This window comes from Spongiivirga sp. MCCC 1A20706 (assembly GCF_046524175.1).
Lineage (GTDB): Bacteria > Bacteroidota > Bacteroidia > Flavobacteriales > Flavobacteriaceae > Spongiivirga.
In genome coordinates, this window is the sequence record NZ_JBEFZF010000011.1 from 52,613 (window position 1) to 76,565 (window position 23,953).

Genomic DNA, 23,953 nt, shown 5'->3' on the forward strand with positions numbered 1-23,953 from the left:
GAATTAAAAGTATCTTTGACGCAAGAAAAGACCATATTATGTTTACTGAACTTGCTAATAATACCTTTGTACAAGTAATTGATAAATACCATGAAATTGATTCGGTTGATCAGCCGTTTGAAAACCCATTTTCTGCGGATACTATAGAACATCTGTTATACAGAAAATGTTGGATCGATACCGTACAATGGCACTATGAAGATATTATTCGGGATCCTGATATCGACCCGGTCGGAGCTTTGAAATTAAAACGTCAAATCGATGCTTCTAACCAAGATCGTACCGATATGGTTGAATATATTGATAGCTACTTTTTAGAGAAGTATAAAAATGTGACTGCTAAAAGCAATGCAACGATCAATTCTGAAAGTCCGGCATGGGCAATAGACCGTTTATCAATTTTAGCATTAAAGATTTATCATATGCAAGAAGAGGTAAACAGAACTGATGCTACACCAGAACATAAGGCAGCATGTAAGAATAAATTAGATGTGTTGTTAGAGCAACGAGTTGACCTTTCAACTGCCATCGATCAATTATTAGCAGATATTGAAGTAGGAAATAAATACATGAAAGTCTACAAACAGATGAAAATGTATAATGACGATGAGCTGAATCCGGTGCTTAGAGGGCAAAAATAATTTTTAACTCTTTTTCTGTGGTCATAGAATTTGTTTTCCGTTAAAAAATCTTGAAACCTTGGAAAGATTTTAGGAAAATCAATTCGGTTTTCAGCATTGCTGAAAAATGCCTAGGAAAAAGCGCCTTTTCTTTTGGTTCGTTTTCTTTGGGCGAGCAAAGAAAATGAATAAAGTTATCAATTATTAAAGTGACTTTCCAGTCAGCAAACTTAAGTAATCAAGAACTACAAGAAAAGGTTGATAAATGAAACTATCAGTTGTAAAACCACCCAAAAACATCCTTGTTATTCGCCTGTCAGCTATGGGCGATGTCGCGATGACTGTTCCTGTTATTCGATCTGTTGTTCAGCAAAATCCGGAGGTACACATTACGGTATTGTCAAGAGCTTTTTTTAAACCTTTTTTTAATGATATTCCTAATGTTTTATTTGTTGAAGCTGATGTAAAAGGAAGGCATAAAGGTTTTCTTGGCTTATTCAAACTGTCAAAGGAGTTACGACTACTTCGTTTTGATGCTGTGGCTGACCTTCACAATGTGTTACGGTCTAATATTTTAAAATTCTTCTTTAAAATATACCTTACCAAGGTAATTCAAATAGATAAAGGTAGAGCAGCAAAAAAAGCACTAACTAGCGGTAATATATCATCATTTAAACAACTAAAAACGACTCATGAGCGTTATGCGGATGTGTTTAGGAAACTTGGTCTTCAAGTAGATCTTTCAAAGCATAAGTTTCCAGTTAAAATGGAATTGAACCCGACTATTCAAAATTTGGTTGGTCATGATGGTAAGCAATGGATCGGGATTGCACCTTTTGCACAATACCAATCGAAATCATATCCGTTAGCACAACTGATGAAAGTAATTGAATCACTTTCTGAAACCAGTAAGTACAAGTTGTTGTTATTTGGTGGAGGAAAAAAAGAAGGAGACTTGCTAAATAATATGGCCAGTAAATATGAACACACAATTAACATAGTTGGCAAACTAAGTTTTCAAGAAGAACTACGGCTTATTTCAAATCTTGATTTAATGCTTTCTATGGACTCCGGTAACGGACACTTAGCAGCCATGTATGGAGTCCCCACAGTTACACTTTGGGGTGTTACGCATCCGTTTGCGGGTTTTGCTCCTTTTGGACAAGCTGATAATTGCATATTGGCTGATAGAACAAAATATCCGCTAATCCCGACCTCTGTTTACGGCAATAAATTTCCTGCTGAGTATAAAAACACAATTGCTAGTATTGAACCTTCAGAAGTGGTTAAGAAGATTGTAAGCTTATTAGCTTAAAAAGCTAATTTTCAAACCTCAAATTCCAAAATTGCTTCGGTGCTTATTTTTGCAGTTTGTGGTTAAGTATTGATCTTTTTCGTCTGAGTACTCAAATCTCATATCTAAAAGCGAAGCGATCTAATATCTAAGAGCGAAGCGGTCTACATTAAACATCATCGTAATCAACCTTTACCACGGCCGTAGTTGGCTGCGCCTGGCAGGTTAAAATCAATCCTTCAGCAACTTCACTATCCGTCAAAATATTATTCTGGCGCATTTCCGCTTTACCTTCCGTAATTCTACCAATGCAACTACTGCAAACGCCACCTTGGCAAGAGTATGGTGCATCAACATCATGGTCAAGAGCAACTTCTAAAATGGTTTTGGTTTGTTCCATAGTAAAACTCGTCTCTTCATCATCAACCAAAACGGTAACATGTGCCATGCCATCTTCTGCGACTTCAATAGTTTCGATGTCGGTAGATTCCGTAAACAATTCAAAAAATATCTTTTCTTCAGCGATATTATTTTCTTTCAATTTGTCAGAAACGGTATTAATCATCGGTTCAGGTCCGCACAGATAAAATGCATCAAAAGCAAAGGCTACATGCTTGTTTTTAAGTACGTAATTAACAGTAGAGCCTTCTATACGGCCTTTAAGCGCATTTTCCTCATTTGCTTTACTATAGATAAGGTGAAGAAAAAACCTGTCTGAGAATTGTTCTTGCAATCGCTGCAATTCGTGAAGAAATATGGTCTCCTCAGGACTTTTATTCCCGTAAACCAGAACGAAGTTGCTTTCAGCTTCTTTTTCTAAAACTGATTTTACAATGCTTAAAATAGGCGTGATTCCGCTACCAGCTGCAAAGGCAGCGATGTTTTTGCTGGCGGTTGATGGCTCAAAAATAAATCGACCATCGGGCAACATGACATCTAAAAAGTCACCAGCTTTCAACTCGTTATTAGCGTATTTAGAGAATGTACCATCGGCTACTTCTTTTACCGCTACTCGTAAATTTCCACTATGTGGAGTACTACAAATAGAGTATGCACGGCGTACTTCTTCGCCCTGAATAGTGTGTCTTATGGTGATATATTGGCCTGCTTTAAAGTTAAAATCGGACTTCACATTGGCAGGTACTTCAAATAAAATTGAAACTGAACTAGGCGTTTCGCGACGCACTTCTTGAACTCTTAACGAGTGGAACTGACTCATAAATTGCAATTTTGTGCAAAAATAGGAAACAAGTTCGCAATAGTTTCTACATAGCTGTAAATTTGAATCCCTTAAAGTTTGTAACAAAACCAACAACTTTACTACCTATACATCAAACTAACTATATATGTTCAAGCATTTTCTGTCGCTAGAATGGAAATCGTTTTTTAGATCGGCCAGTTTTGGTAAAAATGTCGCCATGAAAATTTTTATGGTGTTTATGGCATTTTATATGGCTGTATCATTTATCTCTTTAGGGGTAGCTTTGTTCTTTCTTTTAAAAGATCAATTCCCAGATGTTGATCCTATTTTAAAACTTTCAGAATTCATGATCTATTGGGTTTTGTATGAAATGCTATTGCGATATTTTATGCAAAAACTACCCGTTTTGAACATTAAACCTTTTTTAGTATTACCAATTTCTGATAAAAAGATCACTAATTATATTCTTGGTAAATCGGCATTTTCATTTTTTAATTTTTTACCACTTTTTGCTTTTGTGCCGTTTACGGTGATATTGCTTTTTAATGGATATCCCGCAGTAAATGTGCTATTGTGGTTTGTGGCAATTGTATTGATCATCTTAACACTCAACTTTATCAACTTCATCATTAATAAAAACGACAAAGCTTTTATTATTGTTTTGGTTGTTGTTGCGTCTATTATTGGACTGCAATATTTTGAGGTTGTCGATATCCCGCAATTGACCGCTCCTTATTTCCATGCCTTGTATGAAAATCCGCTTTTAGTATTGATTCCGTTGGCTTTGGCTTTTATAACATATCAAATCAACTTTAAATACCTAATTAATAGGCTATACTTAGATCAATCTCTTAAAAAGAAAACTAAAGAGGCAAAAACTGTCGATTTAAGTTGGACCAAGCGTTTCGGGAGTATTGCACCTTTCCTTCAAATGGACCTTAGGCTTATTTGGCGAAATAAGCGACCAAGAACGCAGGCGATAATATGTTTTGCATTTGCCTTGTACGGACTTTTGGCATATACCACAGGTATGAATAGAGAGCTGCCTGTTATGCTTGTACTAATCGGTATTTTAATGACGGGAATTTTTATGATCAACTTTGGTCAGTTTATCCCAGCTTGGGATAGTGCCTATTATAATATGATCATGGCACAGAATATTCCGTTGCGAAGATATTTAGACTCAAAGGCCGGACTTATGATGGCCAGTGTGGTTTTTATGGCCGTAGTTACGACACCTTATGTTTATTTTGGATGGGATGTACTAATGGTAAATTTGTCTTGTGCCGTGTATAATGCAGGGGTCAATATTCCGATAGTATTGTTCTTCGGTTCTATGAACAAAAAGCGCATTGATCTTGTAAAAAGTTCGATTGGTAATATGCAAGGCATGGGCGCTGCACAGTGGTTAGTCGGTATTCCATTAATGTTATTGCCAATGGCTTTATATGCGATTTTATACTACGTTTTTTCAATGACCGTTGCCAATACTGCATTCGTGGTGCTTGGTGTAACCGGTCTGTTGCTTAGAGAAAAGTTAATGGCATCGATTACTGAGTTATATCGAAAGAAAAAATATGCTATGGTGCACGGATTTCAACAAAAAGATTAAAAACTAGCAATAAAAATAGTATCACAATCAAAGAGATTGGTACTCAAGATAAATACATACCATGATACAAGTAAACAACATAAAAAAAGCATACGGTAGTAAGACTGTTTTAGATATTGATTCACTTACCATTAATAAAGGCGAAAGTTTTGGTTTGGTAGGAAATAACGGAGCTGGGAAAACTACATTATTCAGTCTGCTTTTAGACTTAATAAAACCAACTGCGGGGCATATTACTAGCAATGATATTAGAGTTGATGAAAGTGAAGATTGGAAACCATTCACTTCGTCGTTTATTGATGAGAGTTTTTTGGTGGGCTATTTAACACCCGAAGAGTACTTCTATTTTATAGGTGATATTAGAAATCAAAATAAAGCCGATGTAGATTCGCTACTTTCTAATTTCTCAGATTTCTTCCATGGCGAGATACTAGGACAGAAAAAGTATCTACGAGATCTGTCCAAAGGAAATCAAAAGAAAGTGGGCATTGTTGCCTCGTTTATTGGGAATCCGGAAGTGGTGATTTTAGATGAACCTTTTGCCAATCTTGATCCGACTACGCAAATACGATTAAAAGGGATCATCAAAGATCTTGCTGCTAATAACGATGTTACCGTTTTAGTTTCTAGTCATGACCTAATGCACGTTACAGATGTTTGTGAGCGTATTGTTGTTTTAAATAAAGGCGAGCTGGTAAAAGATATTCAAACAACTCCTGAGACTTTGAAAGAGTTAGAGGCGTTTTTTACGGTATGACACAGCAATAAGCAATATGTTATACGCTTTAAGCGGTTTTGTCGCGATTACCTTCATTTTAAAATTGGCTTAAAGCCTAAAGCATTTAATAATTCATTGCCATTCTCAAAATCTATCTTATTTTTAGCCGTTAGTTAAAATTTAATGGTGTTTTAAATACTAAATCACCGCTATTTTAGTTAATCAAATACCATAATTACCGGCCTTTGAATAGGATATCTACATATTGCTTACTTTTTCTTGTTTTTGTGCTAGGGTTAAATAGCTGTTCAACCAAAAAAAACCGTTTTGTCAATAGAAGTTTTCATAGCGTTACCACTAAGTATAATGTGTTGTTTAATGGTAATAATGCACTAACCGAAGGGCAAACCACTTTGGCTTCACAGTACAAGGAAAATTTCTGGGATCTACTTCCGGTAGAGCGTATGGAAATAAGAGATGAGGTGAAGTTAGAGAGTCAGGACAACAATCCCAATTTTGTTCGAGCTGAAGAGAAAGCAGTAAAGGCTATCCAGAAACACAATATGAATATTGATGGTCGTCAACGCAACAAGCAAATTGACGATGCCTATATGTTATTGGGTAAAGCCCGATATTTCGATCAGCGTTTTGTTCCTGCATTAGAAGCTTTTAATTACATTCTGTATAAATATCCAGAGAGCGATAACTTTCCTATTGCCCGCGTTTGGCGGGAAAAAACCAATATGCGTTTAGGGTATGATGAATTAGCGATCGAAAATTTAAAACTGTTATTTAAATCGGGGAATCTGGACAATCAAACCTATGCCGATGGTAAAGCAGCGCAAGCGGAAGCTTATGTAAACTTAAAGTATAAAGATAGTGCTGTTCAGGCGTTGAAGCTAGCGGCTAACCTAACAGAAAAGAATGAAGAAAAAGGCCGCTATAACTTCATTATCGGTCAACTTTACAATGAGTTAGGTCATAAAGATACCGCTAATATGGCTTTTGATCGGGTGATCGATCTTAATAGAAAAATCCCGAGAAATTATCTGATTAATGCCTATTTGCAAAAGGTGCGCAATGTCGATTTAAAGAATACTGATCTGGTCGAGTTGCGTGAGTTTTTGACTAGAATGGAAGAAAGCCGTGAGAATCGACCATATCTTGACAAAATATATCGTCAAATAGCGGAGTTTTATTTAGGTACAGACTCCATCGAAGGAGGAGTTGATTATTTGAACAAATCCATTCGAAAAACCGATAACGATCAAATTTTGTTGGCAATGAATTACGAAGATCTTGCTACCATAAATTTTGATGATCGTGCTTATATTGAGGCGGGAGCCTATTACGATAGCACGCTTACAAACCTGGTTGAGGATACTAGAAAATTCAGAGCGATAAAAAGAAAGCGTGATAACCTGCAGGATGTTATTAAGTATGAGACTATTGTAAAACAAAGCGATAGCATTTTGACTTTGGTCAATATGACCGATGATGAGCGGGCCGCTTATGTCAATACATATATAGAGGGTCTAAAAGCTGAGGAAGAAGCGCAAAAAGAGGCGGCAGAACGAGCTGCTAGAGGTGAGGCAGGATCGGCTTTGGCAAATTTAACAGGAAGTAATCAAAATGCGAGTACACAATTCTATTTTTACAATACAACGGTTGCCGCTTACGGTAAAAATGAGTTTAGACGTATTTGGGGAGATCGAAAGTTAGAAGATAACTGGAGGTTGTCTAGCAAAGCTACTTTATCAGTTAATAACCAAGCAGAAGACTTGACAGCTAATGAGGAAGAAGCCATTACTGATGAGGAAAAATACGATCCAAAATTCTACTTATCCAAAATTCCTGCAGACCCTAAGGTAATTGACAGCATTTTTAACGGTCGCAATTTTGCAAATTATCAACTTGGTCTGATTTATAAAGAAAAATTTAGAGAATATGAGCTTTCTGCTGAAAAGTTAGAAAAGGTACTGGCCAATAAACCGGAAAATAAACTGGTTATTCCTACAAAGTATTATTTGCTAAAAGTTTATGAGTTGCTAAAGTCTCCACTAGCTGAGCAGTACAAAGACGATATCTTAAGTAATCATCCAGAATCGCGTTATGCACGTATTATAAGAAACCCACAACAGGCTATAGCTTCCGATGGTAATAGCCCTGAAGAATTATATAGTAGCTTGTTCAGAAACTTTGAGGCTCAAAACTATGAGGAGGTTATTACAAAAAGTAAGAAGTTTATAGATCAATTTAGTGGTGACGATATTGTACCAAAATTTGAAATGTTGAAGGCAACAGCTGATGGCAAGTTAAATGGATACGAGGCATATAAGAAAGGACTCACTTTTGTGGCTTTAAATTATCCTAATAAAACGGAAGGAAAAGAAGCACAAAAGATCATAGATAATACCTTGCCTTTGTTTGAAAAGAATAGCAATTTCAAGAATGAAGAAAAAGGAAGAAGTTTTAAGTTAGTATATAACTACCAAAAAATGGATACCGCGGCGTTCAATCCGGCGGTCGATTCTATTAAGGCAGTGATGAAACGAAAAGATCTTCGTTTTTTAAAGGTTTCAAAAGATGTATACGATCCGTCAAGATTATTCGTTGTAGTACACGGATTCGGAACTGCAAATGCTGCAAAGGGCTTTGCTGACATCATGTTAAAGAATAAGAATTACAAGATTGATCATGAAAATTTCGTAATTTTAACTGAGAACTACGAGATTTTACAGATCCACAAAAAGCTAGATACGTATTTAAGAAATCAAAAAACCGATAATCCCTAAATCCCAACACTCATGTTTTCAGAAAATAAAAAAGGACGACAAGTAGTAGAAACCGCAGGACAACCTAATAGAATTGGAAAAGGCACTAATATTGTAGGTGATATTAGCTCTGATGCTGATTTTAGAATTGATGGTGCTCTTGAAGGAAATGTAAAGACATCTGGCAAGGTTGTAATTGGTCGTACCGGTAGTATTAAAGGAAAAGTAGAGTGTTTAAATGCCGATATTGAAGGTAAGTTCTCCGGGGAATTATCCGTTAATGATACCTTGGCCTTAAAGGCAAGCGCTAATATTCAAGGCGACGTAGTAGCCGGTAAATTAGCGGTTGAACCTGGCGCAACCTTTAATGCATCATGTAGTATGACGGGCACTTCATTTAAGAACGCTTCGCAATCAAATGGAGCCTCAGCAGCAAAAACAGTACAGCAACAAACCATCGCAGCAAAAGCATAAAACTTCAAAAAGTTATGCTGTGTACTCGGGTATTGCTTTCCAAATGATAGTAATCATTGGAGGAGGCACTTATCTTGGGGTTAAGCTGGATGAAAAGTTTCCCAATAAACATTCTATTTATACTGTTATTTGTTCGTTATTTGCGGTCTTAATTTCTATATATTTTGTTGTAAGACGAATTATTAAGATGTCAAAAGATTAAAACTAATGAATGAGTCTTTTAAAAAGCGACAACTGCTTTTTATGTTGCAACTAGTTATTGGTGCAGCACTCCTTTACTTGCTTCATATATATTTATTGAATGCGTTAATGCCTGAAAAGGAATTCGTAATTCCGTTATGGAACACTTACTTGTTTCATACGATAACGGTATTAATTGTGTATTCTATTGTAAACTTTCGTTTTTCAAATGGTAAAACACAAGTTTTTAATGCCTTCATTTTATTGATGATTTTAAAAATGATTTTGGTTGTTGTTTTTCTGTTACCGTTATTCCTTTCTGAAATACCTCATAAGGTAGGAGACGCAGTTAATTTTTTCATTCCTTACTTCGTTTTTTTAGCATTTGAAGTCTACAGCATTAACCAGTTTTTGACAGCTGAATAATCCTTGTGATTATTGTTTGTCAATTAATTTAATGTATGTACATTTGCACCGAATTTTGAGAGCGGTATTTTTAATCTGACGAACGAATGCGAATAAGTACTTTTAAGGCAGTTTTTTTAGGACTTTTACTTGCACTGCCAATTGCAGGTTTTGCTATTGATAAAGAGGAGGCAAAATCAGATAAAAAATTTGATCCGAATGAGATGATTATGCATCACGTTAAAGATGCTCACGAATTTCACATCATCGATTATAAAGACAAATCGTATTCCATTCCACTTCCTATTATTTTATGGACCGATAATGGTCTGACAACTTTTATGTCGAGCGAATTTCACCATGACGACAATGGTACAGTTGTGGTTGAAAAAGATGGGCAAAAGTTTGTTAAGTATCACGAAAAAATATATCAACTAAATGGAGGCGCAAGCGAAGTTGTTTTTGATGCAAAACATCATCCAACAAACGCTGTAAAACCCCTTGATTTTTCAATTACCAGAAACGTATTTATGATGTGGGTTTCTGTTATTGTGCTCATTATCATTTTTACTTCAGCAGCTAGGGTATATAAAAAATCAGAAGACAATGTGCCTACAGGGATCGCCGGTTTTGTAGAACCACTTGTGGTGTTTGTGCGCGATGAGATCGCAAGACCGATGATTGGTGAGCACAAGTATAAAAGGTATATGCCTTATTTGTTAACCATTTTCTTTTTCATCTGGATTAACAACGTTTTTGGGCTTATCCCAATAATCAATGGCGCGAACTTAAGCGGTAATATTGCATTTACCATGACGTTGGCTGTATTCACTTTTATCATTACCACATTTAGTGGTAATAAAAACTATTGGAAGCATATCTTCTGGATGCCGGGGGTTCCTGTGCCAATGAAGATATTCTTGATGCCGATAGAGCTTATCGGAATTTTCACTAAGCCAATCTCATTAATGATTCGTTTGTTCGCAAATATTACAGCAGGACATATTATTATTCTTGCATTGATGTCATTAATATTCATATTCAAAACTGTTGCGGTAGCACCTATTTCAGTAGCATTCTCATTGTTCATTACGGTTATTGAAATTGTTGTAACGGCAATACAAGCATATATTTTTACAATTTTGTCAGCTCTATATTTTGGGATGGCAACAGAAGAAGAACATCATTAATTTAAATTTTATAGTATGACTATTTATGGAATTGCAGCTATTGGTGCTGGTTTAGCAGCTATTGGAGCTGGTGTAGGTATTGGTAACATCGGCGGACGCGCGATGGAAGCAATGGCGCGTCAGCCAGAAATGCACGGTAAGATTCAGTCTTCTGCACTTATTCTTGCAGCATTCGTAGAGGCGGTAGCACTATTTGGTGTGGTTGTAGCTTTATTACAAGCAGCACCTGCAGCTTAAGCATTTATCTAAAAATACAGAGGCAACGGTTGGTTGCTTCTGTATTTATTCATTAGTTAATACACATTTAAATTAGTTAATACACTAAGAAATGGAGTTAGTACAACCAGGATTTGGATTAGTTTTTTGGACAGCAATTACATTTATTTTCTTGTTATTATTATTGAGAAAATTAGCTTGGAAACCAATTTTAGGTGCTGTTAGTGATCGAGAGCAATCGATTAAAGATGCCTTAGCTTCCGCTGAAGATGCAAAGAAAGAAATGCAAAACTTGCAAGCTGATAACGAGAATCTTTTAAAAGAGGCTCGTGCCGAGCGTGAGGCGATGATAAAAGATGCGCGTGAGGTAAAGGTAAAAATGATCGATGAGGCAAAAAACGAGGCGAAAGCCGAAGCGGCTAAGATCATGGAGCAAGCAAAAACTGCGATCGAAAGCGAGCGTAAAGCTGCTGTTGCTGATCTTAAAAAGCAAGTTGCTGATCTTTCAGTTGAAATAGCTGAAAAAGTAGTAAAAGGCGAATTAGCTGATAAGAGCAAACAAGCTGATCTTGTAGATAAGCTTTTGGGTGAAACAACCTTAAACTAGGTCAACATGACAGGAAGTAGAGCCGCAATACGATATGCCAAAGCACTGCTTGACCTTGCAAAGCAAAGCAAGGCCGATGCAGCAGTTAATGATGATATGCTGGCAATCGCAAGAACGATTAATGATAATAAAGAGTTATCGAGCTTTTTACAAAGTCCGGTAATAAAAAGTAGTGTAAAAATTGCTTCTTTAAAAGAGATCTTTCCTAAGGTTAACAAACACACACACGGAATTTTCGATGTGTTACTTGCTAATAAGCGAATTGATTTGTTGCAAGATGTAGCGCATAAATATGTATTTCTTTTCGATACTATGAAAGGAAATGAAGTTGCTAAAGTTACCACTGCTGTTCCCTTAACTAAAGACCTAGAAAAAAAGGTGTTGGCTAAAGTGAAAGAGCTTACCGGTAAAGAAGTAGCATTAGAAAATGTAGTTGATGAGTCAATTGTTGGAGGATTTATCCTTCGTGTTGGCGATATGCAGTATAATGCAAGTATTGCAAACCAACTAAACAAATTAAAAAGAGAATTTAGTATAAGTTAAGAATCTTGGTTGGGCACAACCTAACCAAGCTATATATCAATAAAAATGGCAGAAGTTAAACCAGCTGAAATTTCAGCAATCTTAAAGAAACAACTATCAGGTTTTGAAGCAAGTGCTTCTTTGGATGAAGTTGGAACGGTATTAACTGTGGGTGATGGTATCGCTCGCGTGTACGGATTATCAAATGCTCAATATGGTGAGCTTGTTGAGTTTGAGAGTGGTCTTGAAGGGATTGTTCTAAACTTAGAAGAAGACAATGTTGGTGTGGTACTATTAGGTCCTTCTAAAGAAATTAAAGAAGGTGCTACCGTAAAACGTACAAAGCGTATCGCATCTATTAATGTAGGTGAAGGGATTGTAGGTCGTGTAGTAAACACTCTAGGTCAACCAATCGATGGTAAGGGTGCGATCGAAGGCGAAACTTACGAAATGCCATTAGAGCGTAAAGCTCCTGGTGTAATTTATCGTCAGCCTGTAAACGAACCATTACAAACGGGTATTAAGTCAATTGATGCAATGATTCCTGTGGGTCGAGGTCAGCGTGAGTTGGTAATTGGTGACCGTCAGACAGGTAAAACTACTGTTTGTATTGATACCATTCTTAATCAGAAAGAATTTTATGACGCTGGTGAACCGGTTTACTGTATCTATGTGGCAGTTGGTCAAAAAGCATCTACTGTAGCGAATATTGCTAAAGTATTAGAAGATAAAGGTGCAATGGCTTATACAACAATTGTTGCTGCAAATGCATCAGATCCTGCGCCAATGCAGGTGTATGCACCTTTTGCAGGAGCAGCGATTGGTGAGTATTTCCGTGATACAGGCCGTCCGGCATTGATCATTTATGATGATTTATCAAAGCAGGCGGTTGCATATCGTGAGGTGTCATTATTGTTACGTCGTCCACCAGGACGTGAGGCATATCCAGGGGATGTATTCTTCTTACATTCACGTTTATTAGAGCGTGCTGCAAAAGTAATTGCAGATGATAAGATTGCATCTGAAATGAACGACCTGCCGGACTCATTAAAACCAATGGTAAAAGGTGGAGGATCATTAACTGCATTGCCTATTATCGAAACACAAGCGGGTGACGTATCTGCATATATTCCAACTAACGTAATTTCAATTACTGACGGACAGATATTCCTTGAATCAGATTTATTTAACTCTGGGGTTCGTCCAGCGATTAACGTAGGTATTTCGGTATCACGTGTTGGTGGTTCTGCCCAGATTAAATCGATGAAAAAGGTAGCAGGTACTTTAAAACTTGATCAAGCGCAGTTCCGTGAGCTAGAGGCGTTTGCTAAGTTTGGTTCTGACCTTGATGCAGCTACAATGAACGTAATTGAGAAGGGTAAACGAAATGTAGAGATCTTAAAGCAAGCTCAAAACGATCCATTTACCGTAGAAGATCAGGTAGCAATTATCTACGCAGGATCTAAAAACTTGTTGAAAGATGTCCCTGTTGAAAAAGTAAAAGAATTTGAAAGAGATTATATCGAGTTCTTAAATGCAAAGCACAGAGGGGTTCTTGATACGCTTAAAGCAGGTAAACTTACAGATGAGGTTACCGATACGCTTACAGCGGTTTGTAAAGATCTTTCAGCTAAGTTTATTGCTTAAAAATGTCATTCCCTCGAAAGAGGGAATCTCATAATATTACCATCAATTTCAAAAGATTCTGCATTAAGTGCGGAATGACAAAGAGAAAAAATGGCAAACTTAAAAGAAATACGAAACAGAATATCATCAGTATCGTCAACGATGCAAATTACCAGTGCCATGAAAATGGTATCGGCGGCAAAGTTGAAAAAAGCGCAGGATGCGATTACCGCAATGCGCCCGTATGCTGATAAGTTAACTGAGTTATTACAAAGCCTTAGTGCGACACTGGATGCTGATAGCGGTAGTAAATTTGCCGATCAACGCGAAGTGAATAAGGTATTGTTAGTTGCTATTTCTTCAAATAGAGGGTTGTGTGGTGCTTTTAACTCGAACATCGCCAAGCAAACAACCTTATTAATGAATGAAACCTATGCTGGTAAACAAGTAGATGTATTGGCAATAGGTAAAAAGTCTAACGATGCTTTTGAAAAAACTGGAAATGTAATCGCAAATAAAAGCGAAGTTTTCGATGATCTTACTTTTGATAATGTTGCAGCTATTGCTCAAATGATCATGGACAAATTCAGTGAAGGCGAATATGACAAAATAGTATTGGTTTACAATCAATTTAAAAATGCTGCAACTCAGATTGTGCAGTCAGAGCAGTTTTTACCAATCGTTCCGATGGCAGGTGAAACTACTTCAAATGCCGATTATATTTTCGAACCTTCGAAAGCTGAGATTGTGGAACAGCTAATTCCGAAGTCATTAAAAACGCAGTTGTTTAAGGCTATTCGTGATTCATTCGCATCAGAACACGGTGCTCGTATGACGGCAATGCACAAAGCGACTGATAATGCAACTGAGCTAAGAGATCAGTTAAAACTTACTTATAACAAAGCACGTCAAGCTGCTATTACTAATGAGATTTTGGAGATCGTTGGTGGTGCTGAGGCGTTGAATGGATAGTAAGATTACACAAAATATATTAGTACATTAGAGGCTCTTAATAAAGAGCCTCTTTTTTTGGCATTAATTTTGAAACTTACTTGATAAACAGGACGTATGAAGATCGCAGCAATCATAACAAAATCTATAGGAATATTCGCTATGTTATTTAGTGCATCACAATGTGGAGGATATAAATTGGAAAAGAAAGCCCCTATGACTATGGATGTTTCTTGCCAACAATATACTGGTGGGCAACCGGGTTCTGGCGGACTCAATATCTATTTTGTCTTACCAGATAAATTAGAACAGAATGTAAGGTTGGATAGTGTATATTTTAGAGGACGATTGGCAAAGCTATCATTTCAAGATAAAACGAAGTATGGAAGTACCAATAGTCAATATCTGGCAAGCTTTCCACAGATTAAAAAGCCAGATATTATTTCGAGCGCAAATCCTGCTGATGAAGTGGGCAACAAGCCACCCAAGGCAATGCCTAAAATTCCATTTGAATTAGAAAAAGATCAGTGTGTTATTAGTTATCAGGTAGATGGTAAAACCAAATACTACAAGATTGATAATATTAAAGAAAAAGAAATGCTTATTTATCCTTCTAGTAAGCCTCAACGAGGTAATAAATAGTTAGTTTTCTACACTTTATTTTTTAAACGCAAAATAGCATTGAAATGAATATTCTATCAATAAAAAAGAAGTTCGAAGATGCTTCAATTTATCATTCAGAAGATAGTTTGCTGGGTAGTCCTAGTGTTATAGGATACGAGAAAAAATTTAGATGGATTTGGATGGCTACTCAGTTAAATACTTTTATAGTAGCAACTGACTTTGGTGATTTGAAAATAGACAGCTCTTTGATTGAAGGTCATTTATCGGACGCATTTAAGTTTTCTAAAAAACACTATAAAGGGTGGCCAATAGGCTTCCAGTCTGGGATTGGGGTAATATCCATTTTGATTTCCAGCAATATCACCGAGGAGGCTAAAGAATATTGCCAAAAACTGAAATCAGGGAAAAAATGGGCCGGATTCACCATACCTGTTGTCTATGATTCAGGAACCAACGAAATTTATGAATTTGAAAAGTACCCAATGTGGGGCAGAATTTATTATCCCCACTTTAGAAGGTTGATTAACAACTTAAAGTCGTAAAAAAGGGTAATTTCACAAAGTTTTACTGCTTGTTTTAGCTATCCCTTTTTACTAGAGCATAATAATCATTGTCTAGCGGTAAATACCCCTGATCATAACAGAAGTAGTACACAGTTCCCACTTTTGTGGTATAGATACTAGTAAAGTAGTTAAAGTCAAAACCTTTACCTATTAGTTTCGATTTAGTGGTTTTAGTTTTTCCGTCAGGATTGAGTTCTTCTAGAATACGCCAATTTTTACGGAGCCTATTGTTGATGTTTCTAATGAGGTTTTTACTGTCCTTATTAATCTTGTTATTATGTGCATTTCGACAGTAATCGCTGCAGAATTTCTTGTCAATTCTACCAATGATTTTATTACCGCATTCTGGACAGGTTTTCTCCATATTATTTAAACCTTTTATATTCAAATGCTACTTCTTCAGCTTTACCTCCTTCATTGTTTACCATTACATATACATTTATGGCATTTTCATCAACCTTTTCAAAGGTGAGTCCTTCAAAGTAAGCTGTGTTATTGTCTATTTTAACCAGTTTAAAATCTATTGTTTCATCTTTGGTTTCCCAACCCTTTAAATTGCCATGAAAGTGTTTCAATTGCATGATGAGTGTTTCGTCTTTTTGTTGAATATGACCGATCTCGTAAAATGATATCGTATTGTCATTTACAAGTTTAAAACTAAACATCATACTATTGCCCAAAGGCGGACTCCAGATTTCCTCAGCAATTCCACCAAAAACTTCACCACGCCAATGACCGGTAATCCAAGCTACACTGTTTAAATCTGCTTTTGGCGATTCTTCACCACTAGCAAGTTGAAGGGTTTTTTGTGCATTACAGCTAATCCCGATTAGAAAAAGCAATACGAGCAAGTGTCTTTTTTTCATGATTTCTTATCGTTTCTTATTTCGTACCATGCTAATGGTATATTTTCAGCTTCGTATATAAAATCTTGAACGTATTTAAGTCCAATATTTTCAAGAGCCTTTCTTGATGCTTTGTGTTCAAGCTCGGCCATACCATAAATGGTGTCATAATTCATTTTTTCAAAACCATATGCTACAGCAGCTTTGCCAGATTCTGTAGCATAACCCTTACCCCAGAATTTTGGGATGAATCGATAGCCAACATCAACAAAATTAATATGGCCATTCATCTGGTTTTCATCATTCATCTTTAAACCAGACCAGCCTATAAATTCACCTGTTTCTTTTTCAATCGCTGCCCATCGCCCAATGCCATATTTTTGGTATTGCGTTCTGGTATGATCAATGTATCGCTGTGCATCGGCTTTGTCTTGAATGGGGCGTTTTCCTAAAAACTGATGCACCCTTGCATCTGAATCAAGCTGAAACATTCCTTCAAGATCATTATTGGTAAGTTCTCTTAAAATAAGCCGATCTGTCTCTGCGAAAACCTTCATCCTTCCTAAATTTAAGGTATTTTGGCTAAATGTTGACTATATGCCTACCCGAACAATACTTGATGCAAATATCTCCCGGGAACTAAAGTGAATCCTCCAGCGATAATGATCGCTCCAAAGTAAAGTAAAACCATTTTTCGCTGATGCTTCTTCACTTGTCCTTTTCTGATTGCGAAATAGGCTGTTGGAACAGTATAGAGTGTTAAAAAACTAAAACTGTGAATCCACCCAAAATGGTTTAATAATTGCGGACCAACCTCCGCTGGCATAAATAAAGTAATGAATGCGGTAATAAGCATTAGTACCATATAAACCCGACCCAATGATTTATGAATAGTTGTACCTTTTCGCATTATTAATAAGGCTGCACCAAGTATAACACATGGTAACACGGTATACAAATGGGCGAATAATAGTATCTTATAAGTGCTGATATATATGAGCTTTTAAGTTTGGTTATGATAAATATTTACGTAATACGCCGCCTTTTACCTGATTAACATCAAATTCGATGATAAAGGCATCAGCATCGGTCATTTCAATTGTTTTATAGGCTTTTCTAATATCAATACGATTGATGACAGTATGAATAACCTCGCCATATTCCTTTTTCCCACGTTTACCAAACCCTTTAGAGCCGTTATAGATGGTTAGACCAATACCAATTTCATTGACAAGATTATTTTGCAGCTCTTCGGACTTGTCAGATACTATCATTAAACCCACATAGTCCTCAAATCCTTCAATCATGAAATCAATCACTTTGCTGGTAACGATATAAGCTAAAATAGAGTATAGCGCTACTTCAATAGAAAGAAGTAAGGCGGTAACACCAAATAGTACAATATTGAACAGAAGAATAATTTTACCGATAGAGAGCCCGAACTTTTCATTTAGAAAGATTCCTAGAATTTCAGACCCGTCGATCACCGCGCCATTTTTAATGGCTAACCCAATACCAGCACCCAAAAATATCCCGCCAAAAATCGATATGATTAATTTATCTTCAGTGATAGGTTGAAAGTTTTCAAAATGGATAACGATCGCTAAAAGAAAGACCGAGAGAATCGATTTAATAAGAATGCGCCTAGAAACCGTAAACCAACCTAAAATAAAAAAAGGAATGGTAGCAATTGGAAGAATATAAGAGAGTTCTATTGCCAATAATTCACTTATCAATATAGAAATACCGGTTACCCCACCGTCTAAAAATCCATTGGGAAGAAGAAAACCTTTAAGGCCAAAACTAGCGAGTAGTATCGCAATTAGAATATTTAAAATCTCAAAAAAGGTGCTTTTTATTGAATTCATAATGAATACTAGTAGCTACAAGTTAAGGTACCACATTTAAATATAAACTAGATCGTTTTGGTTTAAGAAATTGAAAGACAAAAGACAAATATATTTTGCAATGTTGGTTAGCCATAGTTGTCGGTTTTGACTGCAGGTGTAGGATCATTTTCTTTAATACGAATGCGACACTTCTTTTCTATATCAAATACATTTTTTATCTCTGCCAAATACATCATGTCTGGTACATATTTACTAGGACCATTTTTTCTGCTTTGCATTTTACCAGTTCGAAGTTCTAGCTCAAGATTCCCGTAAGTGCCTTTACTATTCATATTGATGTTTCCTGAAAATTGTTCCCAGTCTTTTATTTCGGCCTGTCCTTTTCTATACTTAATAAATCGGGTTTCCGTGCCTACAAAATAGGCGCCAGAACTAAAAAACATTCGCAGTCCCCAGATTAACATGCCTAGTCCGACCAATAAAAAAACACCTATTATAATCCCGGGAAATATCAGTTCTCCCCAATCCTCTGCTGAGGCCGTTACTGGAGTGCCATTTGAGGTAAAGTGCACTTCATCACCAGTAAATAAAGGGCCAAAAAATGCAAAAACAAAGATGCTTACAAACCCATTCCAGAGCAGTGAAAAGAACAATACGCCATAGGCCTTTTTCTTAGGGTGGTTACGTTTGCTTTTGGTAATAAAATCGGTTTGCTCGCCATCAATAATGGCTCGTAATTCTTTAGGTATTTGGTTGGTCATAATTTTATATGCTGAAACGGTCTTGTGTAACCTTTAGTTACGACATTCAACCAACTTCGGCTGAAATTATAGTTATACATTGTTGTGTATTCGTTTTTTGTAAGTCTATTGAATACTTTATTCTCTTAATTAAGTAGTAACTTTCCACATAATGCCAAATTTGTCAATGCAATTACCATAATAAGAGCCCCAGAATGTCGTATGCATTGGCAACGTTTTTTGTCCACCATCAGAGAGTTCATTAAATAGCCTGTCAGCTTCATCTTTGCCTTCTGTATGAATGATAAGACCAAAGTTGCTATATCCTTTTGACTCTTCATATCCTTCTGCATAGTCAGCTCCATTCAAACTAGTTTCGTCACTAATATCCAAAGTGACATGCATTATTTTATTTTCGTCCTTTTCTTGGAAAATGTGCCTGTCTTTTTTCGGAACATCTTTATAGCGTCCAATGTATGAAATCTCTTTGCGAAAAACGCTTTCATAAAAACGAAAGGCTTCTTCGCAATTACCGTTAAAAAAAATGTATGGATTCATTCTTGCCATAGATCTTGTTTTAAATTATTCATTTCTTTTTCCATCGCTACGAAATGACTTATAGTATTGGTATATAGTTCCCTTAATATAGGCAAATAAATCAATTGCAAACGACTACAAACGTTTACAAACACTTATAAACGAAAGTAAACACTTCCTAACCGAATCGAATTTCGAAGCTGTATCATCTTTGCTGTGTCGATCAATAAGTCGGTCGATTGCATTAACTGTTTAATTTAAAAATAATTATTATGAACACGCTTAGAAACAGAGTACAGTTGATTGGAAATTTAGGGAATGATCCAGAAATCGTTCATTTAGATTCAGGTAAAAAATTGGCAAAATTCGCCATTGCAACAAACGATGCCTATCGAAACAATGAGGGCGAATTAATTAAAGATACGCAATGGCATAATGTGGTTGCCTGGGGAAAAACAGCAGAAGTGATAGAGAAGTTTTGTGAAAAGGGAAAAGAGATTGCTGTCGAAGGAAAGCTAACTTCTCGAAGCTATGAAACCAAAGAAGGTGTTAAGCGCTATATTACTGAGATTGTATGTAAAGAATTACTGCTGTTAAGCAAGTAAGATTGTATATTATGATCCGAAACCCCGCTCATCAGAGCGGGGTTTTTGCGTTAATATAATGAGGTCTAATTGATCTAGATCATAGTTTATTTGCCTTCGATATGTTATCCTGCCATATGTTGTATCGTGATGTATATATCGCTACATCATCATGCAAAGTAGGAACAATAAAAACATTAACAATTCAAAATACATCATTATGAAAAGTAAAAGAGAACAGTCGAAAGCAAGAGTTGAATTTCGAATTCACTTGTACATTTTTATCACCGTTATAGCTTTTTTAGCACTTATTGATCTCATCTCATCACCAGAACATATTTGGTTTATATGGCCATTATTAGGATGGGGAATTGGCATTACAATACATGGCTTGACTGTTTATTATACATCAGGAAGACCAAGCCTTAAAGATCGAATGATTGAAAAAGAAATGAATAAGCTTTAAAGTAGATCATGAAGATTTACAGGGGATAACAAAACAAAAACAATGAAATACAATACAGTTATTATCGGAGGCGGTTTGGCTGGATTAACCGCAGGAGCAACACTCTCAAAATTTGGCAAGAAAGTACTGCTATTAGAACAGCATCATAAACCAGGGGGCTGTGCAACTACATTTAAACGAGGTGATTTTATCATTGAAGTTGGCCTACATGAAATGAGTGGCCTCGCAGAAAACAGCAACTTGAGTAGGATTTTTAAAATGCTAGAAGTAGACAAACATGTTCAATTTGAGCAGGTGCCTGAATTTTACGGTGTACTATCGGATAAAGATGATTTTGTGTTTCCTCATGGATTTGATAAGGCGACCAAAGCCCTTATTCAAAAGTATCCCGAAGAGGAAAAAGGGATAAATAAGTTTATGAAATTCATCGCAGGTATTAGAAAAGAAGCCCATAGTTTACCACGTAATCCACTTGTAGGTAAATTGATCTTTCCGTTAATGCCCTTGCTGTATCCCAATCTTGTAACAGCAACAAAGCATACTGTCGGATCTTGGTTAGACAAGCATATTAGTAATGAAAACACAAAGCTAGACCTTGTAGCGCATATCGCCTATTGGGGTGATGACCCTTATACCTTGTCTATGTTTTACTTTGGTTTACCCTTTGCCGGGTTTATAGAAAACGGTGGTCACTTTATAAAGGGTGGCTCGCAAAAACTTTCTGATCATTTGGCGACATATATTGAAAAGCAGGGTGGTACTGTGCTGCTTGGCAAAAAGGTTCACAAAATTATTACCGAAAATGGTAAGGCTACCGGCGTCTCATTTCACGATAGATTTAATAAAAATGGGCAGTCTGTTACCATAACTTGCGATAATGTTGTAGCTAATTGTGCAATTCCTACAGTACCAGCGTTACTTGATGAGCCATACGCTAATACATTAAAACAAAAAATTGGGACACACCCCAATTCTCCATCATTACTGTGTATATATTTTGGATTTGAGAAAAAGTTAGATCAATTCGGGGTTCGTTACTATTCGAATTTTATACAAGGCGAAGATGTCAAGAGTTTAAAAGATGTGCATCCTAATCAAACTGGTGATTGGAAAAAACGGAGCTTCATTTTTGTAGATTATGAAAAAGTGGATGCCGGGTTGGCACCACCAGATAAAGCTGCAGGGGTGATTTGTATGTTAGCGTACCTTAAAAACTGGGAAGGTTTAAGCAAGGAAGATTACGATGCTAAAAAAGAAAAAGTAGCCCAGATTTTATTAGAGCGATTGGAAGAGAGATTTCCCGGGATTAGGGAAAATATAGAATACTACGAAGTTTCTACACCCAAAACCATTAAAAGATACACTGCTAATCCCGGTGGTGCGGTGTATGGTTTTGCACAAACGAATCAATTAACCGCGGCAAAGCGATTTAGGAATGATTTCTTAGTACCCAACTTGTATTTTGCGTCGGCATGGGCATTTCCGGGAGGGGGTTTTGAAGGTAGTATCACTGGGGGTTTTTTAGCAGCTTTGCAAATGACTAAAGATAAAATCTGGTCAGAATGTGATAAGGAACATTACACGGACGAGAGAATTGTAAAGCTAAAAGCGTTAAAAAAGTTGAACGAAAGCACTGTTGAATTGTCGTTTGAAAAACCTACTGGGTTTGACGGTGGAAACGGGAAATATGCTATTCTTAATTTAAAAAACCCAAAAGCTACCGAGCTCGATCTACCGTATCGTTGGCTTCCTATTGTATCAAACGGAATGAACGATCAAATAAAGTTTCAAGTTAAAAGAGATGGCAGTAGCTTCTTTACAAGTTGCGAGCAAATAGCTATTGGTGATGAGGCGATTATTTATGGACCTATGGGTTAATTAAATTATTAATAGCACAATTGCTGTGTCATAAACCCTTTTTTGGAAATATTACTAGTGGTATAGCCTAAATGTTTATGATCGATACAAATAGAAATACAAGACAATTCTACCTTTAAAATCCATAACACCCATTAATGTACTGTCATCTACTCGTCTAAAATGATCAATAATCGGTAGATGATTATATATCATTGCTGTCGACATTTTATCTCTAAACTCAACATGCCTAATTCTCGCTCGGCCAATAATAGGAAAACTAAAGGTAAGGCCAAGAAATTTATACTTTAAAGCTTTTACCTTATTTTCAGAAATATAGTGTTTACCAACCCATTTAATAATGCCATAGTCTCTTAACGTAAGATCGATTAGTTTACCTGTTTTAAAAAAACCACCTTTCCAAGAACCAAGTATCTCATTTGTATTTAATGGCGCTAGGTTTGAAAAAATTTCTGCGAGTTGGTCAAAATCAATCACCTCATTAACAAGAGCGAACTCGTGAAATTTACTGATAGCTTCGTGCTTATTCATGCGTAAATGTAAACAAAGGAAGAAAACTTATCGAACGAATTGATCTAGTACTTGTAATTTTTATTTCGGATATTTTTATCCGAAATAAAAAAACGATACCTTTACTCAAAATATTAAGTAAAAATGTTTTCAAAAACCTGTGAATACGGAATCAAAGCAACCCTGTTTATTGCAAAAAAAGCGCAAATGGAAGAGCGTGTTAGTCTAAGCGATATTGCTACTGCCATTAACTCACCAGTTGCATTTACAGCAAAAATTTTGCAATTGCTAGTTAAGGCAGATATACTTGATTCCATCAAGGGACCCAGAGGAGGGTTCGAAATTGATAAAGATCGGTTGTCCAGTATTACACTTAAGCAAATAGTTTTGGCAATTGACGGCGATCAATTATTTAGTGGCTGCGCACTTGGTTTAACAGCGTGTGATGACAGTAAACCGTGTCCATTGCACGACAAGTTTGTTATTATTAGAGATGCCCTAAATGACACCTTAGAAAATTCAAATCTACTGGACGTAGCTTTAGAATTGAACAAAGGATTAACAGTTTTAAAGCGATGAGAACGACTGATTTTATGAACATGAATGACATTAAAGAAATAAAGGATATTGAGCTAATGGTTAACCGATTTTACAGTGCTGTCAGAGAAGATACAATGTTAGGGCCAATCTTCAATAGTATTATTCAAGACAAATGGGATACGCACTTAGATAAAATGGTGCGTTTTTGGCAAACCATATTACTACAAGAGTATACATATAAAGGGTCTCCTTTTGCACCACATAGAAAACTGCCCATTGAAGCGAATCATTTTGAACAGTGGTTGGGACATTTCAATAATTGTATTGACCAACATTTTAAGGGACCAAAAGCTGATGAAGCAAAACTTAGAGCTGAAAAAATGGCTCAAATGTTCCAGTATAAATTGGCAAACAATAGCATTTAGT

General features: G+C 36.3%; 30 protein-coding genes. 21 read left to right on the top strand and 9 right to left on the bottom strand.

Annotation, left to right across the window (positions count from 1 at the left end):
- The first annotated feature begins 38 nt into the window (after positions 1-38).
- Both ABN763_RS18665 and ABN763_RS18670 read left to right on the top strand, forming a co-directional pair.
- On the top strand, positions 39-641 hold the full coding sequence (locus tag ABN763_RS18665) for a DUF4254 domain-containing protein (RefSeq protein WP_410487021.1): 603 nt from the start codon (positions 39-41) through the stop codon (positions 639-641).
- A 244-nt stretch (positions 642-885) separates the two neighbouring features.
- Entirely contained in the window at positions 886-1,935 is a 1,050-nt protein-coding gene (locus ABN763_RS18670) for a glycosyltransferase family 9 protein (protein ID WP_410487022.1), read from the top strand.
- A gap of 148 nt (positions 1,936-2,083) precedes the next feature.
- Here the strand turns inward: ABN763_RS18670 and ABN763_RS18675 are convergent, their stop codons facing one another.
- Positions 2,084-3,133: a 2Fe-2S iron-sulfur cluster-binding protein gene (locus ABN763_RS18675; protein WP_410487023.1), complete on the bottom strand. Its 1,050-nt coding sequence runs from the start codon at positions 3,131-3,133 to the stop codon at positions 2,084-2,086.
- 127 nt (positions 3,134-3,260) lie between these two features.
- On the opposite strand from ABN763_RS18675, the gene ABN763_RS18680 reads away from it, so the two are divergent.
- The 14 genes from ABN763_RS18680 (at position 3,261) to ABN763_RS18745 (ending at position 15,556) form a co-directional block, all read left to right on the top strand.
- Positions 3,261-4,727, top strand: coding sequence for a DUF5687 family protein (locus ABN763_RS18680; RefSeq protein WP_410487024.1), 1,467 nt, complete (start codon positions 3,261-3,263; stop codon positions 4,725-4,727).
- Between the two features lie 61 nt (positions 4,728-4,788).
- Positions 4,789-5,484 carry an ABC transporter ATP-binding protein gene (locus tag ABN763_RS18685; protein WP_410487025.1) on the top strand — a complete coding sequence of 232 codons (696 nt, stop codon included), beginning with the start codon at positions 4,789-4,791 and terminating at the stop codon, positions 5,482-5,484.
- A 206-nt stretch (positions 5,485-5,690) separates the two neighbouring features.
- Positions 5,691-8,240 (top strand): tetratricopeptide repeat protein, encoded by a 2,550-nt coding sequence (locus ABN763_RS18690; RefSeq protein ID WP_410487026.1) that lies wholly within the window; start codon positions 5,691-5,693, stop codon positions 8,238-8,240.
- A 12-nt stretch (positions 8,241-8,252) separates the two neighbouring features.
- Entirely contained in the window at positions 8,253-8,693 is a 441-nt protein-coding gene (locus tag ABN763_RS18695; RefSeq protein WP_410487027.1) for a bactofilin family protein, read from the top strand.
- Complete coding sequence (locus ABN763_RS18700; protein ID WP_410487028.1) at positions 8,638-8,895, top strand: AtpZ/AtpI family protein; 258 nt, start codon at positions 8,638-8,640, stop codon at positions 8,893-8,895. The genes ABN763_RS18695 and ABN763_RS18700 overlap by 56 nt, the downstream gene beginning before the upstream one ends.
- A 5-nt stretch (positions 8,896-8,900) precedes the next feature.
- Positions 8,901-9,299 (top strand): hypothetical protein, encoded by a 399-nt coding sequence (locus ABN763_RS18705; protein WP_410487029.1) that lies wholly within the window; start codon positions 8,901-8,903, stop codon positions 9,297-9,299.
- A gap of 86 nt (positions 9,300-9,385) precedes the next feature.
- Entirely contained in the window at positions 9,386-10,468 is a 1,083-nt protein-coding gene (gene atpB, locus ABN763_RS18710; protein WP_410487030.1) for a F0F1 ATP synthase subunit A, read from the top strand.
- A 15-nt stretch (positions 10,469-10,483) separates the two neighbouring features.
- The gene (gene atpE, locus ABN763_RS18715) at positions 10,484-10,705 is read left to right on the top strand and encodes an ATP synthase F0 subunit C (RefSeq protein ID WP_054559962.1); all 222 of its coding nucleotides are present in this window, start codon (positions 10,484-10,486) and stop codon (positions 10,703-10,705) included.
- A 91-nt stretch (positions 10,706-10,796) separates the two neighbouring features.
- Complete coding sequence (locus ABN763_RS18720) at positions 10,797-11,291, top strand: F0F1 ATP synthase subunit B (protein ID WP_410487031.1); 495 nt, start codon at positions 10,797-10,799, stop codon at positions 11,289-11,291.
- Positions 11,292-11,297: 6 nt separating this feature from the next.
- Positions 11,298-11,834 (top strand): ATP synthase F1 subunit delta, encoded by a 537-nt coding sequence (atpH, locus tag ABN763_RS18725; protein ID WP_410487032.1) that lies wholly within the window; start codon positions 11,298-11,300, stop codon positions 11,832-11,834.
- Positions 11,835-11,879: 45 nt separating this feature from the next.
- Positions 11,880-13,460 carry a F0F1 ATP synthase subunit alpha gene (atpA, locus tag ABN763_RS18730; RefSeq protein ID WP_410487033.1) on the top strand — a complete coding sequence of 527 codons (1,581 nt, stop codon included), beginning with the start codon at positions 11,880-11,882 and terminating at the stop codon, positions 13,458-13,460.
- Between the two features lie 90 nt (positions 13,461-13,550).
- The gene (atpG, locus tag ABN763_RS18735; protein ID WP_410487034.1) at positions 13,551-14,411 is read left to right on the top strand and encodes an ATP synthase F1 subunit gamma; all 861 of its coding nucleotides are present in this window, start codon (positions 13,551-13,553) and stop codon (positions 14,409-14,411) included.
- Between the two features lie 96 nt (positions 14,412-14,507).
- Positions 14,508-15,032 carry a hypothetical protein gene (locus ABN763_RS18740; protein ID WP_410487035.1) on the top strand — a complete coding sequence of 175 codons (525 nt, stop codon included), beginning with the start codon at positions 14,508-14,510 and terminating at the stop codon, positions 15,030-15,032.
- Positions 15,033-15,076: 44 nt separating this feature from the next.
- A complete protein-coding gene (locus ABN763_RS18745) occupies positions 15,077-15,556 on the top strand; it encodes a hypothetical protein (RefSeq protein ID WP_410487036.1) in 480 nt (159 codons plus the stop codon).
- A gap of 34 nt (positions 15,557-15,590) precedes the next feature.
- Here ABN763_RS18745 and ABN763_RS18750 read toward each other — a convergent pair whose 3' ends face one another.
- The 7 genes from ABN763_RS18750 to ABN763_RS18780 all read right to left on the bottom strand — a co-directional run bounded on the left by ABN763_RS18750 (position 15,591) and on the right by ABN763_RS18780 (position 19,579).
- On the bottom strand, positions 15,591-15,941 hold the full coding sequence (locus tag ABN763_RS18750; protein WP_410487037.1) for a hypothetical protein: 351 nt from the start codon (positions 15,939-15,941) through the stop codon (positions 15,591-15,593).
- Position 15,942: 1 nt separating this feature from the next.
- Positions 15,943-16,443 carry a DUF6265 family protein gene (locus tag ABN763_RS18755; protein ID WP_410487038.1) on the bottom strand — a complete coding sequence of 167 codons (501 nt, stop codon included), beginning with the start codon at positions 16,441-16,443 and terminating at the stop codon, positions 15,943-15,945.
- The gene (locus tag ABN763_RS18760; protein ID WP_410487039.1) at positions 16,440-16,979 is read right to left on the bottom strand and encodes a GNAT family N-acetyltransferase; all 540 of its coding nucleotides are present in this window, start codon (positions 16,977-16,979) and stop codon (positions 16,440-16,442) included. The genes ABN763_RS18755 and ABN763_RS18760 overlap by 4 nt, the downstream gene beginning before the upstream one ends.
- A gap of 44 nt (positions 16,980-17,023) precedes the next feature.
- Positions 17,024-17,380 carry a DUF2306 domain-containing protein gene (locus ABN763_RS18765; RefSeq protein ID WP_410487040.1) on the bottom strand — a complete coding sequence of 119 codons (357 nt, stop codon included), beginning with the start codon at positions 17,378-17,380 and terminating at the stop codon, positions 17,024-17,026.
- Between the two features lie 55 nt (positions 17,381-17,435).
- Positions 17,436-18,290, bottom strand: a complete 855-nt coding sequence (locus ABN763_RS18770) for a YitT family protein (RefSeq protein WP_410487041.1) — start codon at positions 18,288-18,290, stop codon at positions 17,436-17,438.
- A 107-nt stretch (positions 18,291-18,397) separates the two neighbouring features.
- Positions 18,398-19,033 (bottom strand): hypothetical protein, encoded by a 636-nt coding sequence (locus ABN763_RS18775; RefSeq protein WP_410487042.1) that lies wholly within the window; start codon positions 19,031-19,033, stop codon positions 18,398-18,400.
- Between the two features lie 129 nt (positions 19,034-19,162).
- Positions 19,163-19,579, bottom strand: coding sequence for a VOC family protein (locus ABN763_RS18780; protein ID WP_410487043.1), 417 nt, complete (start codon positions 19,577-19,579; stop codon positions 19,163-19,165).
- A 242-nt stretch (positions 19,580-19,821) separates the two neighbouring features.
- Here ABN763_RS18780 and ABN763_RS18785 point away from each other — a divergent pair, with 242 nt between their 5' ends.
- From ABN763_RS18785 to ABN763_RS18795, 3 genes are all read left to right on the top strand, one after another.
- Positions 19,822-20,154 (top strand): single-stranded DNA-binding protein, encoded by a 333-nt coding sequence (locus ABN763_RS18785; protein ID WP_410487044.1) that lies wholly within the window; start codon positions 19,822-19,824, stop codon positions 20,152-20,154.
- A gap of 199 nt (positions 20,155-20,353) precedes the next feature.
- On the top strand, positions 20,354-20,599 hold the full coding sequence (locus tag ABN763_RS18790; RefSeq protein WP_410487045.1) for a 2TM domain-containing protein: 246 nt from the start codon (positions 20,354-20,356) through the stop codon (positions 20,597-20,599).
- Between the two features lie 42 nt (positions 20,600-20,641).
- Positions 20,642-22,477 carry a phytoene desaturase family protein gene (locus ABN763_RS18795; RefSeq protein ID WP_410487046.1) on the top strand — a complete coding sequence of 612 codons (1,836 nt, stop codon included), beginning with the start codon at positions 20,642-20,644 and terminating at the stop codon, positions 22,475-22,477.
- A gap of 75 nt (positions 22,478-22,552) precedes the next feature.
- Here ABN763_RS18795 and ABN763_RS18800 read toward each other — a convergent pair whose 3' ends face one another.
- Positions 22,553-23,008 (bottom strand): DUF4334 domain-containing protein, encoded by a 456-nt coding sequence (locus ABN763_RS18800; protein WP_410487047.1) that lies wholly within the window; start codon positions 23,006-23,008, stop codon positions 22,553-22,555.
- A 123-nt stretch (positions 23,009-23,131) separates the two neighbouring features.
- Between ABN763_RS18800 and ABN763_RS18805 the strand changes: the two genes are divergently transcribed.
- Positions 23,132-23,566: an RrF2 family transcriptional regulator gene (locus ABN763_RS18805; RefSeq protein ID WP_410487048.1), complete on the top strand. Its 435-nt coding sequence runs from the start codon at positions 23,132-23,134 to the stop codon at positions 23,564-23,566.
- The gene (locus ABN763_RS18810) at positions 23,563-23,952 is read left to right on the top strand and encodes a group III truncated hemoglobin (RefSeq protein WP_410487049.1); all 390 of its coding nucleotides are present in this window, start codon (positions 23,563-23,565) and stop codon (positions 23,950-23,952) included. The genes ABN763_RS18805 and ABN763_RS18810 overlap by 4 nt, the downstream gene beginning before the upstream one ends.
- Position 23,953: the final 1 nt, after the last annotated feature.